The organism is Vibrio sp. SCSIO 43140 (assembly GCF_023716585.1).
Lineage (GTDB): Bacteria > Pseudomonadota > Gammaproteobacteria > Enterobacterales > Vibrionaceae > Vibrio > Vibrio maritimus_B.
Window position 1 is genome coordinate 129246 of record NZ_CP071850.1, and the last position, 15612, is coordinate 144857.

Here is a 15612-nt window from a genome sequence, read left to right on the forward strand (position 1 = left end):
GCGCACACTCGCTGGCTTTTTTTTGCCGTTAAAAAAGTTTATGCATCTAAAAGACTTATGTCTGTTAACAAAAATGTCATGAAAAAAAACTACAAAAATAGTTTCATTTTCTGATCAGTTGTTGTACATTAGAACGCGTAGGGTACAGAGGTAAGATGTTCTATCTTTCAGACCTTTTGTTTCACGTTATTGGATTAGGCTGATTCAGCCGCCCCAGTCAGTATTTGACTGGGGCGTTTTTTCTTGTGGCAAAGAAAATTTCCAAACGTCCTTAATTCCTCTCAAAGACGTCCCGTCATTACGAAATATCACAACACCATTCTGTAATTAAACGACCTTCACACTTTGTATAATTCTCAGGTTGAATCAAGCGTAGCCGCGGTTAGGTGTAATGAATACTAATGCTATGAAAAATAAGAAATAGTTTGAATTCTATGTGGGAAGAGGTCGTTGGTGGAGAGAAGTCTAGCTCACACTTTGCGTGGTAGGCGATTGCATTGTTTGCAGGCTTCGTAGATGCTTTGGACAAACAATAATACTAAATCTTCTCTCTCCCATTGCCCTGCCAGGATGGCGGGGCGTTTTGTTTCTAAGGAGGGCCTCTGCTCAGCTCTTTAAGACGCTGAATTAGCAGTGAGTTACTCCTCGCTATCACCTTCTTCAAGTTGTTCTAAATGCGCAAAAGCAGGTGCAAACCATGTGTCCAGTTTGTTGCGTAGTTGGTCAACACCAATGCCTTTCAAAGATGAAAACGCATCAACTTGCACGTCGCCACCAAACGCCAAAGACGCTTCACGAATCTTCAATACTTGTGCTTTACGTGCGCCACTTTTTAGCTTGTCAGCTTTAGTTAGTAGCACTTGTACAGGGATACCCGATTCAACTGCCCACTGGATCAATTGTTGATCGAGATCTTTCATTGGGTGACGAATATCCATCAGAACAACCACGCCCTTTAAGCACTGGCGCTTCTGTAGGTATTCACCTAGTGACTTCTGCCACTTCTTTTTCATCTCAAGAGGTACTTGAGCAAAACCGTATCCAGGAAGATCGACGATATGACAGCCTTCATCAACCTTGAAAAGGTTAATAAGCTGCGTACGACCTGGAGTTTTACTGGTTTTTGCCAGGGCTCTTTGGTTAGTTAGTCGGTTCAGTGAACTGGATTTACCAGCATTGGAGCGTCCTGCAAACGCAATTTCGATCCCTTCATCCTCTGGCAAGTGACGAATATCGGGTGCACTTGTTATGAAATGCGTGTTTTGATAATGAATTTTTACGCTCACTGTTAACTCCATCTCGACTTTGTGTAGTCGATTGATTACTTTTTTGTGAAATTGTGTAAAATAACCGTGCTCGGCATATGGCCACACATTGTACCATGATCGGTATTAATTGCCCGCGTTACCTGATTTTGTCCCTTTGACACCAATCTGTAGGGTTTTGCGAGGCGTATAGTGGTACTGGAAGCTTGATAATTATAATGGAATGTCATGAAAAAATTAGCGCTAATCTTGAGTCTTGTAGTCAGCTGCTCAGTATGGGCCCAAGGCGATATTGAAGCTGGTAAAGCAAAATCCCAAACGTGTGTAGCGTGTCATGGAGCAGACGGTAACAGTCAGCTAACGATGTACCCAAGCATCGCAGGACAGCACGCAAACTACATTGAAAAACAACTGAAAGATCTAAAGCTTGGTATGACAAGCAATGGCAAGCAAGGTCGCTATGATCCTGTGATGAGTGGCATGGCTATGCCTCTATCTGAGCAAGATATGGCGGATTTGGCTGCCTACTATGCTTCTATGCCAATCGCTCCAAACAGCACGCCTGAGAACGTTGTAGATCAGGGCAAGGTACTGTACATGGCTGGTGACGCAGAACGTGGTATTACAGCGTGTATTGCATGTCACGGCCCGCGTGGTAACGGTACAGAGCTGTCTGGCTTCCCTAAAATTTCAGGGCAGCACGCAGAATACGTGAAGTCGCAGCTAGAAAAATTCCGCAGTGGCGACCGAGCGAACGATATGAACGCTATGATGCGTGATATCGCTAAGAAACTTAACGATGAAGACATCGACACACTGTCAAAATACGTCGGCGGCCTTCACTAATAACAATCCACGTTGCATAACTTAGCAGCCCAAAATAGTTTCTCTAACGCCAAACCGAGCAAGCGATGCCTCTTCTTCTGAAGGGGCATTGTCGTTTTTGGTGATCTGGCTCTCATCGCTCTTCAAGTAAGCAAGGTGATACATTGGCGAGTTGCCTAAGCGCATTGTGAGACATTTGCCATACTTGCGATCACAAATTACCCTTAACCTAGCTCTAACTATATGAAAATAAATATTTTTAACTATTTCCATTTGTAAGTGACTAGAAAAAGTCTAAACCTTGGTTGTTTTCAATCGAGGCTAGGGTAAATTGTTCCTTGTCGACAGGATGACGACACAAGGATTTCAGACCAAGATGGTCTTCAAGGAAGTTTGGTAAGGGTTGCCAATAAAATTAGAAGGATGTCGTTCGCACTAGGAGTGTGGGCAGATAAGGATGGTCAACTATTCTCAGGACGAGAAAACAAACGGACAGGGTTTAGGAAGAACTCGAGCAAATGGTTTTGCTAGGGAACGTGAAAACGCATCAGGATGATGACAAACAAGAATTAGCAGTGGAAGCACAAATAACAAATGGATATTTGTGAGGCGTTCAACGAATGCCAACAGTTTCACCCCTATGGTGATGGAAAGCGACAGGTCAGCCTGTCGCTTTTTTTACGTCTCGAGGTTGTCGTTAAATGATAATCAATAGCATTTGTCTTGCTAAAGTTGTTGCGAGCGATTATCATCTAGGCACTGAGGATGGGGGTGATCATGAATAATCGTATGAGTCGTCAAACGGAGCACTTGGATGTGCCAACCAAGTTACTACGACCACTGTGGTATCGAAGCAGAGAAAGCCTTCTCGATGACGGTATTATTTATGACCCTATTGCTGCTCATGCCTGTCGTCGCTGCCAATTAGCGCCTGATTGCCTGACCGGTAATGTTGATCAAAGTCAGCTCTTGCACGCTACCTTGACTCAGCTGTGTGACTTACAAGTGAAGCGCTTTTTGGAAACCAACCCTGAGGGTTGGGTGATTAATGTAGGTGCTCGTCTCGATACTCGCTTTTACCGTCTTGATAATGGCAGATGTCATTGGGTAGAGGTGGATACCAATGAGCACCTGGTATGGCGTCAGCGATTGTTCCACAAAAGCGAGCGTTACACTCTGACCATAGGTTCCATCGATGATATGGGTTGGTTAAATTCACTTTCTATTCCGTCCGATAGACCCATCCTAGTCGTTTGTGAACAAGCGCTATTGGAGCGACGAGAAAATCGTATCGCGCACTTCATTCAAGCCATTGGTTGTCACTTTCAGCATGCGCAGGCCTGTCTCGTACTGGCCGGTGACCTTACTGGCAGTCACCTAGGAAAGAAGATGGGATGCGAGTCCTACCAACATGGACTTCGAAAGCCCGTTCAAAAGCTCACCAACTGGTTGCCGTGGACCTACAAGGCATCTCTATTGTCTCCTATTGACCAGCACTGTCAGCGCTGGTCTCGCTGGCAGCGGATTCTGGCGAAATTGCCTTTGTATCGACATCGTCTCACGCCAAACATTGTTAATATCGAATGGTAAAGGCAGAACCTGTCATTAAATAACGATACTATAGCGGCTCAACCCTTTGTTTCTGCTGTGGCTTTACCAGTTGAAACAGTGCCAAGCTGGAGTGTCTGTGTTTCAACAATCTATTGCCATACTTTCCAATCTACCCTTGCATCGTCGAGTTCTCTTGCTCGCGATACCTATGGTGCTATCAAATATCACCGTCCCTCTACTTGGACTTGTTGATGCCGCAGTAATTGGCCACCTTGAACACTCGTGGTACCTCGGTGGTGTCGCGCTCGGCAGTACGATGATCAGTGTGACATTTTGGTTGCTCGGATTTTTGCGAATGTCCACAACAGGTCTCACGGCTCAGTGTTTTGGCGCTGAGGACAGTCGCTCTTTAGGGTTGGTCTTTTTACAGGGTAGCGTGATGGCGCTTGGATTCGCGCTGGTATTTTTGCTCCTGCATACCTTCATTGCTGATCTGATTTTCTCGCTGAGCTCGGCGAGTGAAGAAGTAAAGCATTACGGCTACCAGTACTTTGCCATTCGCGCATGGAGCGCACCGGCAGCACTGATGAATTTTGTACTGCTTGGTTGGCTACTTGGTACCCAAAACGCGAAGGCTCCAATGTGGATGGTGATTATTACTAATGTGGTCAACATTGGCCTCGATGTATTGTTTGTCATTGGGTTGGGGTGGAAAGTAGAAGGTGCGGCACTCGCGTCAGTGATTGCCGATTACTCCGGGTGTGCGTTTGGTCTTTGGTGCGTCATGCGAACCTGGCGTCAGCGAAATCTTCCTAAGCTACTGAGTTTGGTTTCGGAAGTCAGCCGAGGCATTGGTCGTTTCGTAAAGCTCAATCGAGACATTTTCCTACGCTCACTGTGTTTGCAAGCCACATTTAGTTTCATGACCTTCCAGGGTGCTGCATTTGGAGACGATATCGTGGCAGCCAATGCGGTACTCATGAGCTTTCTGATGATCATTTCCTATGGGATGGATGGTTTTGCTTACGCCATGGAAGCGATGGTTGGAAAAGCGATTGGCGCGAAGAGCCGAAGTGAGCTTGTTGACTCGCTCGTGGCCACCTTCTTCTGGAGTGTCGTGATCTGCCTAGTGTTGACCTTGGTTTTTGGCGCGTTAGGGCAAGGGCTTATTACCATGATTACCTCAATAGAGAGTGTTCAGATAGAGGCTGGGCACTATTTGCCGTGGTTAATTGCTATGCCGCTAGTGTCGATGTGGTGCTTTCTATTTGATGGCATTTTTATTGGCGCCACAAAGGGCAAGGATATGAGAAACAGTATGTTTGTCGCGACGTGTTGCTTCTTTGCTGTTTTCTTGGCCGCGAGCAGTTTAGGCAATCATGCACTTTGGCTGGCGATGCTGACCTTTATGGGAATGCGCGGAGTGGGGCTAGGCGTGATATTTTGGCGTCAATGGAAGGGCAACCGGTTTTTGGTGAGTTAGGATTCTCAAATAATAAAGGCGACTTACTGTCGCCTTTATCGTTTTTGGTACAAGTCCCTAATGGACTCAGAACAATCGGTTTAAGCCGTTAAGCGCAGCAACACGATATGCCTCTGCCATGGTTGGGTAGTTAAAGGTGGTATTCACAAAATACTCGATGGTATTTGCTTCACCTTTCTGCTCCATGATCGCTTGGCCGATGTGAATGATTTCCGCGGCGCGCTCACCAAAACAGTGAATACCTAGGATTTCTTTCGTCTCTCTATGGAATAGGATCTTCAAGCTTCCGACATCTTTGCCTGCAATCTGTGCGCGCGCAAGATGTTTGAACGAAGAGCGACCTACCTCATAAGGGATTTTGGCTTCCGTTAACTCTTGCTCGGTTTTACCGACTGAGCTGATCTCTGGAATGGTGTAGATACCTGTTGGGATATCTTCAATCAATTTACCTTCAGCCTCGCCACGCGTAATCGCCTGCGCTACAAATCGACCTTGGTCATACGCCGCGCTTGCTAGGCTAGGGTAGCCAATCACATCCCCTACTGCGTAGATATGAGACACTTCGGTTTGGTAGTTTGTGTCGACTTTAAGCTGCCCGCGAGAGTCAGCAACCAGACCCACAGCGTCTAGGTTAAGCGCATCGGTATTACCGGTACGACCGTTGGCATACAGTAGGCAGTCGGCACGCATCTTCTTGCCGGAGTTCAGATGGATAATCACGCCATCTTCAGTGCCTTCAATCTTGGCGTAAGTTTCGTCATTACGAATCATCATGCCACTATTCCAAAAGTGATAGGACAGAGAATCCGACATCTCATTGTCTAGAAACGCTAAGAGACGTTCACGCGTGTTGATAAGATCGGTTTTCACATCTAAACCACGGAAAATCGACGCGTATTCACAACCAATCACACCAGCCCCATAGATGATGATGTGTCTTGGATCGTGCTCAAGTGACAAAATTGAGTCGCTGTCATAGATGCGTGGATGGTTAAAGTCGACATCTGCTGGGCGGTAAGGTCTTGAACCTGTTGCAATAACAAACTTGTCTGCAGAATACGTATCGACAGTGCCATCTGACTTGGTCACCTCTAGACTATTCTCGCTAACGAAGCGCGCAGTGCCGTAAAGTAGGGTACATTCGTTGCGGTCGTAGAAACCTTGGCGCAATCTAGTCTGTTTATCGATGACGGTTTTAGCATGCCCTAGAATATTGGAAAACGTTGAATGCAGACTGGTGTTATTGCCGCAAAATAGAGGGTTGCTGTTGAACTCAATGATGCGGCTGACTGCATGACGCAAAGCTTTAGAAGGGATGGTTCCCCAGTGTGTACACCCACCACCAACGCTGCTCTCTTTTTCGATGATCGCGACGTTTAGGCCAGCTTTAGTCAGCCCCATAGCAGCACCTTCACCACCCGGACCACTGCCTATCACGATGGCATCAAAATGTTTGGAGCGACTCATATAGTATCCTCGTTGTTTTCCACACCGTTTGGCTCTTAGATAAACCATCAAGGCTTCTAGCCATGCCAACGATGCTTAGGGTTCTTACACTAACAATGGCGAAATTTTAACGGATTATTAACTTAGGTAAATATTACTGCATGAATAGAGTGTGAAAGATCACGCAGTTTTATTGAGACTTAGCATCGGATAAACGTTTGATGTAGGTAAAGTAGTGACACTTACTCGAGTAGAGCCATAGGTTAATGAATTGAGATGCGTAAGCGTTTTTGATAAAAATCGCTATTCACACACTTATACAAAGTGACTATTCGCGCTATATTACAAGCACTCCCTCACTTGCCGTCATCGATGGTAACCAACAAGAGCATCTAGGTTATACATGAAATCAATGGGTATTCGTGCACAACAAAAAGAAAAAACGCGTCGTTCATTGATCGATGCTGCTTTTAGCCAATTGAGTGCTGATCGCAGTTTTTCGAACTTGAGCTTACGTGAAGTCGCGCGCGAAGCCGGTATCGCTCCAACCTCTTTCTATCGTCACTTTAAAGATATGGATGAGCTTGGATTGACCATGGTAGATGAAGGGGGGCTGCTGCTCAGGCAGTTAATGAGACAAGCGCGCCAACGTATTGTCAAAGAAGGCAGTGTGATCCGTACTTCGGTCGAGACGTTTATGGAGTTTATAGAAAGCAGTCCCAACGTGTTCCGCTTATTGCTACGCGAACGCTCTGGAACCTCTTTCGATTTTCGTGCCGCGGTGGCCCGAGAGATCCAACACTTTTCGGCTGAGTTAACCGAGTATCTAGTTAGCACAGGTATGGACCGCGACGAGGCATTTGCACAAGCAGAGGCTTCTGTCGTTCTCGTGTTCAGTTCAGGAGCAGAGGCATTAGACCTCAGCAAAAAAGAAAGATATGAACTGGCGGAGAGGTTAATTGTCCAACTTAGGATAGTGGCCAAAGGTGCACACTGGTATCGCAAAGAACGTGAAAGAAACCGTCAAAAAGAAGGGTCGAACTAATGTCCAATGAAGTGTCCTCCGAAAACCGCGATAGCGGCAAGAAAACCCTAGTACTCGCACTTATTGCAGGTATGTGTGGTAATGCAATGTTGTCTTGGCTGACAGTCAGCGAAGTGACGTTCTCAATTTTCCCACTGATTGCTCTTGTGCTGTCAGTGCAAGCTCTTTATCAAGAGTACCTTAAAAACCCAATCCCAGAGGATTTCCCACTAGTGGGTCTAGCGGCTTTCTTTGTGGGCGCATTTGGCCACTCTGCCTTTACCAAGGCGCAGTATCCAGATGCCGGTTCCAACTTCTTCGCCATCATGGTGGTGCTGGTATTGCTATTTTGGATTGGCAAAAAGATGGGTTACATCCTCAAAGAAGCATAAGAGTGCTTCTTGGGTAATAAAAAACGAGCCGCGAATGGCTCGTTTTTTTGTATCGGAGGCTTGATACTTAGGCTTTACGCTCTAGTAAAACACCCGCTTCAATATGATGAGTGAACGGGAACTGGTCAAACAGTGCAAAGCGTGTAATGTGGTGAGTTTCACCTAACACATCTAGGTTGTCTTTTAGGGTTTCTGGGTTACAAGAGATATATAAAATACGCTCATAGCCTTGAACCATCTTACAGGTATCGATATCCATGCCTGCGCGTGGTGGATCAACAAAAATCGTGTTGCAGTTATAACTCTTCAGATCAACGTTTTGTTGTTGCAGACGTCGAAACTCACGCTTACCTTCCATTGCTTCTGTGAACTCTTCTGCTGACATACGAATGATCTGTACGTTATCAATCTTGTTCGCTGCAATGTTGTATTGTGCTGACTCTACCGATGGTTTCGCTAACTCAGTCGCTAGTACTCGTTCGAAGTTTTGCGCCAGCGCCAATGAGAAGTTACCGTTACCGCAATAAAGCTCTAGTAGATCACCTTTGCTGTCTTGAGTACAGTCGACGGCCCATTCCAGCATCTTTTGTGCGACCGGACCGTTTGGCTGAGTGAAGCTGTTCTCTACTTGCTGATAGTGGTATGGCTGACCATTTACATGCAGCGTCTCTACGACATAGTCTTGGTCCATCACAATCTTCATCTTGCGCGCACGTCCGATAAGATTCAGCTTAAAGCCCTCATCATTCAGACGTTGCTTCAACGCTTGCGCTTGTTCTTTCCATGCATCATCAAGTTGGCGATGGTAAAGCAGAGATACAAGGATTTCGCCGCTCATTGTCGACAGGAAATCAACCTGGAACAGTTTCTTTCTCAGAACCTCATTACCTTTCATGGCATCCATCAGTAGCGGCATTAGGTCGTTGATAAGACGGCTAGCGGCTGGGAACTGATCAACACGGTACTTCTCACGAGTCTCTTGGTTAAACATGATGTAGTACATGTCGTCACCCTCGTGCCATACGCGGAATTCGGCACGCATGCGATAGTGCTTTTCTGGTGAAGTAAATACTTCGAGTTCAGGAGCAGAATACGGCGCCATCATATCGATCAAACGTTGAGATTTTTCTTCAAGTTGAACTTGATAGCCTTCTGGTGTGAAGTCGAGATTTGCCATGGTAATTGCCTATCGTCGTAATGAGTTATCTAAAAGGAGGGCAGATTTTATTCAATCTCCCGTCGTTGTCCAGTGTTTCCCCGAATTGTCTCGCATTCTAACCGCGCATTTATAGCTTAGTTCAATCCGTTATGGACAAATAATCAATCAGTTAATAACATGCGTCCCTAGCTGGTGTGAGAATCAACAACGACTCTCACTGAAAAGGGAATCTGGTGTAACTCCAGAACTGACGCGCAGCGGTAATAGAGAACGAATCCTCAAGAAGACACTGTTGATCAGACGGGAAGTCGAGGTAGTAGGCGTGGATAGGCATTATCCCAAGGCTCTAAAGTCCGAATACCTGCCAGCAATCGACTCGATGTAATAAAAGGAATGCTCGAGTCGTAAGGACTTACGCGATTTAGGACAACATAACGAATGAACAAATCATTTTTGGCGATAGCAGTGGCTGCATCGCTCTCTTCTTATACTTCTTTTTCACTGGCAGAAGTATCGAGCCCAAGTACAAACTCCCCACAAGCGGATGAAACCGTGGTGGTAACCGCGAACCGCGTTGAGCAACAATTAAAAGACGTGCTCGCGCCCGTGGAGGTCGTGACTCGACAAGAAATCGATGCTATTCAGGCAAAATCGCTCTCTGAGGTATTACGACGACTACCGGGCATTCAGATTGCTAGCCAAGGTGGCGTTGGGCAAAACACCGAGCTTTACGTTCGAGGCCGTTCAACTAAAAACACCTTAGTACTCATTAATGGTGTGCGTATCGGCAGTGCAACAACCGGCGCTGCAAATCTTTCGGCAATCCCTCTTGATGGTGTTCAGCGTATTGAAGTGATTAGAGGCGCTCGAGCAGCAGTGTATGGTTCAGATGCTGTAAGTGGTGTCGTTAACGTAATCACGACTAACCCAAATGGTTCACCAAGTAAGGTAAGAGCCGGGTTTGGAAGCTTCGGAAGCTATAACGTAGGCGGAACATTATCTTTGGGTGATGCACGTACAGGCTGGTTGAACCTGACCGCCACTCACCAGTCTAGTAATGGTTACAACGTGCAACCAACGAGTAGTAACCCAATTGATGCAGACGATGATGGTTACACAAGTCAATATTTGGTTCTAGATACGGGTAAGCGACTGAATCAACAGTGGCTTCTAAAAGCGAACGGTTACTATCAAAAGCACAATGTCGAATACGACAACCCTTGGACGGGTGTAGATAAAACGGATAGCGACTTATACAGTCTCAGTTTTGCTGGAGAGTATACCCGCAACAATTTTGATTCTTCGCTTGCGTTGACCACGAACCAAGATAAAGCTAAATCTTATGGCCAAGGTGCTGCTGAGGGTACAATCTCAACCAATAGAGTCGCGGTTAACTGGAATAACAATCTACATGTCAGTGAGCAGCTGAAAGTGCTAGGTGGTATTGATTGGTATCAAGATAAAGTGGATAACACCACCAAAGCGATGACTAAAGACTCTAGAGATAATGGGGCAGTCTTTGCTGGCGCTATTTATACCCAAGGCATTGTGTCATTGGAAGGTAACGTGCGATTCGATGACAATAGTGCTTATGGTAACTACACCACTTATCAGCTTGGCGGTGGCGTCAACGTAACAGAGAGTATTAAGCTTGTAGCGTTGCATGGCACAGCCTTCAAAGCGCCAACATTTAATGACCTATACTGGCCAAAAGAGTGTGGACCTTGGGGATGTTACGAGGGTAATCCAAACCTTGTTCCTGAGGAGTCGCAAACGTCAGAGATTGCAATTGAAGGCGACTACGATATTGCAGGTTTCCGTTTAGCGGCGTATCAAAGTGACGTAGACAAAATGATCGCCAGTAATGGCTCAACGAACGTCAACATCAATAAGGCAAAGATTAAAGGTATTGAAGTAGCGACAAGCTTCCATACTGGCCCTATTGATCATCAAGTTTCCTACGACTATCTGGATGCAAAAGACGATACAACCGGGAAAGACCTTGTGAGACGAGCACGTCACAGCGGCAAGTGGAACGCATCGTACAACATCGCTGCGTGGCGATTTGACTTGAGTTACCTGTATCAAGGGAAGCGTTACGATGATGCTTCAAACACCAGAGTGTTAGATCCATACTCTTTAGTAGATATTGCTGGTACTTATTATTTTGATAATGGGCTTAGCCTAGGCGCTAAAGTTGGCAACCTTCTAAATGAAGAGTACGAAACAGCAAGCGGCTATAAAACGCCAGAGCGTAACTACTATGTAAACGCGATATACGAATTTTAACCAAAACGCCGCCTCCAATCGCGAGGCGGTTTTTCTTTTTGGGAGAATCCATGAAAAACGTCATCATCAGCTGGTCCTCTGGCAAAGACTCCACACTCACCTTCGAACGCCTAATGGAATCATCCGACTATAACGTTGTTGGTTTATACACTACCCATGTCAAAGGCGAAGTCCCTTTCCAGGTAACTCCTCTAGACGTAGTCCAAATGCAAGCCGATAGATTAGGCCTGCCTTTGGTGACTATCGAACTGCCGGAAGTGTTCCCCGCTAATGACGTGTATCAGTCACTCGTTATAGAGGGCGTAAAGGCGTCTGGCTTGAACGTAGAGGGCATTGCGTTTGGCGATATGTTCTGCAACGGGATCGTGGAGTATCGGCGCAGCTATGTCGAACCTGCGGGACTAGAAGCGGTGTTCCCACTAGTGGGTGAAGACAGCCATGATTTGGCAAACGAAATTCTAGATAGGGGAATCGAAACCGTTCTGGTCACTGTAGATAGAAATGTACTCTCAGAATCACTTTGCGGAAAACGATATTCACGTGAACTGATTGATGGATTGCCAACGGATGTTGACCCATGTGGCGAGGATGGTGAGTTTCACACTCTAGTTTGTAACTCGAAGTACTTTAGCCACCCTATAGAGATTCAATCTCACTCAGTAGAAACAGCACAGCGCTTTAGCCACCTTAGATACGAAGTCGCATCTTAGAGCTCATGACAGGTTTACCGTCTATTCAGTAGTGAAGTATCATGTGTTCGAACGGGCAACATAAGCTTAATACGATAACGATGAATAGAAAAAACATCCTAATGTTCGATTCTGGTGTTGGTGGTCTCTCGGTGTTTCAAGAGATCGCCTCACTATTACCCAGCGAAAACTACTTTTATCTCTTTGACAACAAAGCCTACCCTTATGGCGAGTTGGCACCAGATGTGCTGGTGGACAGAACGTGTCGCTTGGTTAGAAAAATGATGGTTCGTGAATCCATCGATATCGTGGTTATCGCCTGTAATACCGCGAGTACGATAGTGCTCCCGCACTTGAGAGAGTTACTGAGTATTCCAGTTGTCGGAGTTGTCCCGGCGATCAAACCCGCTTCATTACTATCGAAAAAAGCGGTTGGGCTCATTGCTACGCCAGCGACAATCACGCGCCAGTATACTCACGACTTAATTCGAGATTTTGCAGACGACAAAGATGTTAAGCTGCTTGGTAATAGCCAGCTTGTCGATATGGCGGAAAAGAAATTAAGAAATCAAACGATCGATCTTGAGCAACTTAGAGAGATACTAAGTCCTTTGATTGGCAATATCGACGTTGCCGTTTTAGGGTGTACCCACTTCCCATTAATCAAACAAGAGATATCTATCGTTCTCGGTGGTAACGTTGAGTTGGTGGATTCAGGTTCAGCGATAGCACGCAGAGTAGAAAGCTTGCTTGAAATAAGAGAGCGAGAGAAAGGTTATGGAAGAAGAGAGGTGTTTAGTAGTGCTTCCCCTTATCAAGAAGAAGCACTAAATATTACGTTAAAGCAACTTGGCTTTAGTCCTGTTCAACTGATGACTCTGGATGTTTCGGATCGTTAGCAATACGAACCTTCAAAGTACGCTGCATATAATCCTTTTCATTGAGCGCTTCGATCGCACCCTCAGCATCGGAGCTTGCCATAACAACGAAACCAAACCCACGGCGCTTACCTGTGCGTTTATCCTTCATTAGCCTTACAGCAAAAACTTCACCGTGCTCAGCAAATAACTCCTTCACATGGGATTCATTCGCTTTGTATGGAAGATTACCCACATAAAGCGTTTTAGTAGATTGAGAAGAGTCTGTTGAGGTAGAAGGCGCAGCAGAGGAAAACTTAACAACGAAAAATGTGGCTACTACACCAAGAACAAAAGCAACAGCTGGTGGAATGTCGGCGAACTGTGAAAACACAATACCGCCCAAAATAGCGATAGCTATAACCAGAAAAAGAGATTTATTGGAGTCCATATTAAAGTACTACTTATCTTATTGACGAATAATGGCATCTATCGTTAACAAATAGATACAAGAATATTACGTAGTTGAGGGTTATTTTTCCAATTAATTGGTGTGATGTATTTCAAATGTTGAATTTTTATCAAGAAACGCGGTCTTTGATGGCTTTTTGAACGAACGGAAATTAATTTGGAAAAAACACTTGTCATCGATGGAGTGATCTCTATAATGCCGCCTCACCGACACGGAGTGAGACGAAAGTCACAAAGCGGCGTCGGTTGAGAGAGAAAAGAAAGTTTGAAAAAACGCTTGACTCTTAAAGCGGGAAGCGTAAGATACGCACCCCTAACGACGAGACGCGAAGCGGCTCGAGAGTTAGAAAATGTTCTTTAAAAATATAGACCTATCAATCTGTGTGGGCACTCGTTGATGATAATCAAATTAGATACCTTGGTATCAAATTAGGTTTTCAATGAACTGAGTGACCAATCAAGTCGAAAGACTTGGCACAGTCAATTCATTATCGTTCTGTTGGAACGATAATAGCTTTAGATTACTAAGGTAGTTTAAAGTCAGTATTCATTGAGCCGACAAAATCTTAAATTGAAGAGTTTGATCATGGCTCAGATTGAACGCTGGCGGCAGGCCTAACACATGCAAGTCGAGCGGAAACGAGTTAACTGAACCTTCGGGGAACGTTAACGGCGTCGAGCGGCGGACGGGTGAGTAATGCCTGGGAAATTGCCCTGATGTGGGGGATAACCATTGGAAACGATGGCTAATACCGCATAATAGCTTCGGCTCAAAGAGGGGGACCTTCGGGCCTCTCGCGTCAGGATATGCCCAGGTGGGATTAGCTAGTTGGTGAGGTAATGGCTCACCAAGGCGACGATCCCTAGCTGGTCTGAGAGGATGATCAGCCACACTGGAACTGAGACACGGTCCAGACTCCTACGGGAGGCAGCAGTGGGGAATATTGCACAATGGGCGCAAGCCTGATGCAGCCATGCCGCGTGTGTGAAGAAGGCCTTCGGGTTGTAAAGCACTTTCAGTCGTGAGGAAGGTAGTGTAGTTAATAGCTGCATTATTTGACGTTAGCGACAGAAGAAGCACCGGCTAACTCCGTGCCAGCAGCCGCGGTAATACGGAGGGTGCGAGCGTTAATCGGAATTACTGGGCGTAAAGCGCATGCAGGTGGTTAGTTAAGTCAGATGTGAAAGCCCGGGGCTCAACCTCGGAACTGCATTTGAAACTGGCTGACTAGAGTACTGTAGAGGGGGGTAGAATTTCAGGTGTAGCGGTGAAATGCGTAGAGATCTGAAGGAATACCGGTGGCGAAGGCGGCCCCCTGGACAGATACTGACACTCAGATGCGAAAGCGTGGGGAGCAAACAGGATTAGATACCCTGGTAGTCCACGCCGTAAACGATGTCTACTTGGAGGTTGTGGCCTTGAGCCGTGGCTTTCGGAGCTAACGCGTTAAGTAGACCGCCTGGGGAGTACGGTCGCAAGATTAAAACTCAAATGAATTGACGGGGGCCCGCACAAGCGGTGGAGCATGTGGTTTAATTCGATGCAACGCGAAGAACCTTACCTACTCTTGACATCCAGAGAACTTAGCAGAGATGCTTTGGTGCCTTCGGGAACTCTGAGACAGGTGCTGCATGGCTGTCGTCAGCTCGTGTTGTGAAATGTTGGGTTAAGTCCCGCAACGAGCGCAACCCTTATCCTTGTTTGCCAGCACTTCGGGTGGGAACTCCAGGGAGACTGCCGGTGATAAACCGGAGGAAGGTGGGGACGACGTCAAGTCATCATGGCCCTTACGAGTAGGGCTACACACGTGCTACAATGGCGCATACAGAGGGCTGCCAACTTGCGAAAGTGAGCGAATCCCAAAAAGTGCGTCGTAGTCCGGATTGGAGTCTGCAACTCGACTCCATGAAGTCGGAATCGCTAGTAATCGTGGATCAGAATGCCACGGTGAATACGTTCCCGGGCCTTGTACACACCGCCCGTCACACCATGGGAGTGGGCTGCAAAAGAAGTGGGTAGTTTAACCTTCGGGAGGACGCTCACCACTTTGTGGTTCATGACTGGGGTGAAGTCGTAACAAGGTAGCCCTAGGGGAACCTGGGGCTGGATCACCTCCTTATACGAATAGATTATTGCGATGAGTGTTCACACAGATTGATT

At 46.3% G+C, this 15612-nt stretch carries 14 protein-coding genes, 1 rRNA gene and 1 riboswitch; of the genes, 10 read left to right on the plus strand and 5 right to left on the minus strand.

The window, feature by feature from the left end; translation table 11 throughout:
* The first annotated feature begins 155 nt into the window (after nt 1-155).
* Complete coding sequence (gene spfP / locus J4N45_RS27320) at nt 156-203, plus strand: small protein SpfP (protein WP_438356636.1); 48 nt, start codon at nt 156-158, stop codon at nt 201-203.
* 435 nt (nt 204-638) lie between these two features.
* Here spfP and yihA read toward each other — a convergent pair whose 3' ends face one another.
* Nucleotides 639-1298: a ribosome biogenesis GTP-binding protein YihA/YsxC gene (yihA, locus tag J4N45_RS00625; protein ID WP_197058828.1), complete on the minus strand. Its 660-nt coding sequence runs from the start codon at nt 1296-1298 to the stop codon at nt 639-641.
* Between the two features lie 195 nt (nt 1299-1493).
* Between yihA and J4N45_RS00630 the strand changes: the two genes are divergently transcribed.
* Nucleotides 1494-2111 (plus strand): c-type cytochrome, encoded by a 618-nt coding sequence (locus J4N45_RS00630; RefSeq protein WP_252013047.1) that lies wholly within the window; start codon nt 1494-1496, stop codon nt 2109-2111.
* Nucleotides 2112-2132: 21 nt separating this feature from the next.
* Here J4N45_RS00630 and J4N45_RS00635 read toward each other — a convergent pair whose 3' ends face one another.
* The gene (locus J4N45_RS00635; protein WP_252013048.1) at nt 2133-2276 is read right to left on the minus strand and encodes a hypothetical protein; all 144 of its coding nucleotides are present in this window, start codon (nt 2274-2276) and stop codon (nt 2133-2135) included.
* A gap of 591 nt (nt 2277-2867) precedes the next feature.
* Between J4N45_RS00635 and J4N45_RS00640 the strand changes: the two genes are divergently transcribed.
* Together J4N45_RS00640 and dinF are read left to right on the plus strand one after the other, a co-directional pair.
* Nucleotides 2868-3680 (plus strand): class I SAM-dependent methyltransferase, encoded by an 813-nt coding sequence (locus J4N45_RS00640; protein ID WP_252013049.1) that lies wholly within the window; start codon nt 2868-2870, stop codon nt 3678-3680.
* Between the two features lie 97 nt (nt 3681-3777).
* Entirely contained in the window at nt 3778-5124 is a 1347-nt protein-coding gene (gene dinF / locus J4N45_RS00645) for an MATE family efflux transporter DinF (RefSeq protein ID WP_252013050.1), read from the plus strand.
* Between the two features lie 66 nt (nt 5125-5190).
* Here dinF and sthA read toward each other — a convergent pair whose 3' ends face one another.
* Entirely contained in the window at nt 5191-6591 is a 1401-nt protein-coding gene (gene sthA / locus J4N45_RS00650; RefSeq protein WP_252013051.1) for a Si-specific NAD(P)(+) transhydrogenase, read from the minus strand.
* A 382-nt stretch (nt 6592-6973) separates the two neighbouring features.
* On the opposite strand from sthA, the gene fabR reads away from it, so the two are divergent.
* On the plus strand, nt 6974-7615 hold the full coding sequence (gene fabR, locus J4N45_RS00655) for an HTH-type transcriptional repressor FabR (RefSeq protein WP_252013052.1): 642 nt from the start codon (nt 6974-6976) through the stop codon (nt 7613-7615).
* Complete coding sequence (locus J4N45_RS00660) at nt 7615-7986, plus strand: YijD family membrane protein (RefSeq protein WP_042477902.1); 372 nt, start codon at nt 7615-7617, stop codon at nt 7984-7986. The genes fabR and J4N45_RS00660 overlap by 1 nt, the downstream gene beginning before the upstream one ends.
* Before the next feature lie 67 nt (nt 7987-8053).
* On the opposite strand, the gene trmA is transcribed toward J4N45_RS00660, so the two are convergent.
* Nucleotides 8054-9163 (minus strand): tRNA (uridine(54)-C5)-methyltransferase TrmA, encoded by a 1110-nt coding sequence (trmA, locus tag J4N45_RS00665; RefSeq protein WP_128648371.1) that lies wholly within the window; start codon nt 9161-9163, stop codon nt 8054-8056.
* 155 nt (nt 9164-9318) lie between these two features.
* A riboswitch (cobalamin riboswitch) is annotated at nt 9319-9528 on the plus strand.
* Between the two features lie 55 nt (nt 9529-9583).
* Between trmA and J4N45_RS00670 the strand changes: the two genes are divergently transcribed.
* The 3 genes from J4N45_RS00670 (at nt 9584) to murI (ending at nt 13022) form a co-directional block, all read left to right on the plus strand.
* Nucleotides 9584-11434, plus strand: coding sequence for a TonB-dependent receptor domain-containing protein (locus J4N45_RS00670; protein WP_252013053.1), 1851 nt, complete (start codon nt 9584-9586; stop codon nt 11432-11434).
* Nucleotides 11435-11484: 50 nt separating this feature from the next.
* Nucleotides 11485-12144, plus strand: coding sequence for a Dph6-related ATP pyrophosphatase (locus J4N45_RS00675; protein ID WP_252013054.1), 660 nt, complete (start codon nt 11485-11487; stop codon nt 12142-12144).
* Between the two features lie 80 nt (nt 12145-12224).
* Nucleotides 12225-13022 (plus strand): glutamate racemase, encoded by a 798-nt coding sequence (gene murI / locus J4N45_RS00680; RefSeq protein ID WP_252013055.1) that lies wholly within the window; start codon nt 12225-12227, stop codon nt 13020-13022.
* Here the strand turns inward: murI and J4N45_RS00685 are convergent.
* Nucleotides 12979-13431: an RNA recognition motif domain-containing protein gene (locus tag J4N45_RS00685; protein ID WP_128648374.1), complete on the minus strand. Its 453-nt coding sequence runs from the start codon at nt 13429-13431 to the stop codon at nt 12979-12981. The genes murI and J4N45_RS00685 overlap by 44 nt on opposite strands.
* A gap of 588 nt (nt 13432-14019) precedes the next feature.
* On the opposite strand from J4N45_RS00685, the gene J4N45_RS00690 reads away from it, so the two are divergent.
* Nucleotides 14020-15571: ribosomal RNA gene (locus tag J4N45_RS00690) — 16S ribosomal RNA — on the plus strand.
* Nucleotides 15572-15612 lie beyond the last annotated feature (41 nt).

Excerpts from the sequence above, each read along its gene's own strand:
- yihA (WP_197058828.1), bottom strand. The coding sequence starts at position 1,298 with ATGGAGTTAACAGTGAGCGTAAAAATTCATTATCAAAACACGCATTTC.
- J4N45_RS00630 (WP_252013047.1), top strand. The coding sequence starts at position 1,494 with ATGAAAAAATTAGCGCTAATCTTGAGTCTTGTAGTCAGCTGCTCAGTA.
- J4N45_RS00635 (WP_252013048.1), bottom strand. The coding sequence starts at position 2,276 with ATGCGCTTAGGCAACTCGCCAATGTATCACCTTGCTTACTTGAAGAGC.
- J4N45_RS00640 (WP_252013049.1), top strand. The coding sequence starts at position 2,868 with ATGAATAATCGTATGAGTCGTCAAACGGAGCACTTGGATGTGCCAACC.
- sthA (WP_252013051.1), bottom strand. The coding sequence starts at position 6,591 with ATGAGTCGCTCCAAACATTTTGATGCCATCGTGATAGGCAGTGGTCCG.
- fabR (WP_252013052.1), top strand. The coding sequence starts at position 6,974 with ATGAAATCAATGGGTATTCGTGCACAACAAAAAGAAAAAACGCGTCGT.
- J4N45_RS00660 (WP_042477902.1), top strand. The coding sequence starts at position 7,615 with ATGTCCAATGAAGTGTCCTCCGAAAACCGCGATAGCGGCAAGAAAACC.
- trmA (WP_128648371.1), bottom strand. The coding sequence starts at position 9,163 with ATGGCAAATCTCGACTTCACACCAGAAGGCTATCAAGTTCAACTTGAA.
- J4N45_RS00670 (WP_252013053.1), top strand. The coding sequence starts at position 9,584 with ATGAACAAATCATTTTTGGCGATAGCAGTGGCTGCATCGCTCTCTTCT.
- J4N45_RS00675 (WP_252013054.1), top strand. The coding sequence starts at position 11,485 with ATGAAAAACGTCATCATCAGCTGGTCCTCTGGCAAAGACTCCACACTC.
- murI (WP_252013055.1), top strand. The coding sequence starts at position 12,225 with ATGAATAGAAAAAACATCCTAATGTTCGATTCTGGTGTTGGTGGTCTC.
- J4N45_RS00685 (WP_128648374.1), bottom strand. The coding sequence starts at position 13,431 with ATGGACTCCAATAAATCTCTTTTTCTGGTTATAGCTATCGCTATTTTG.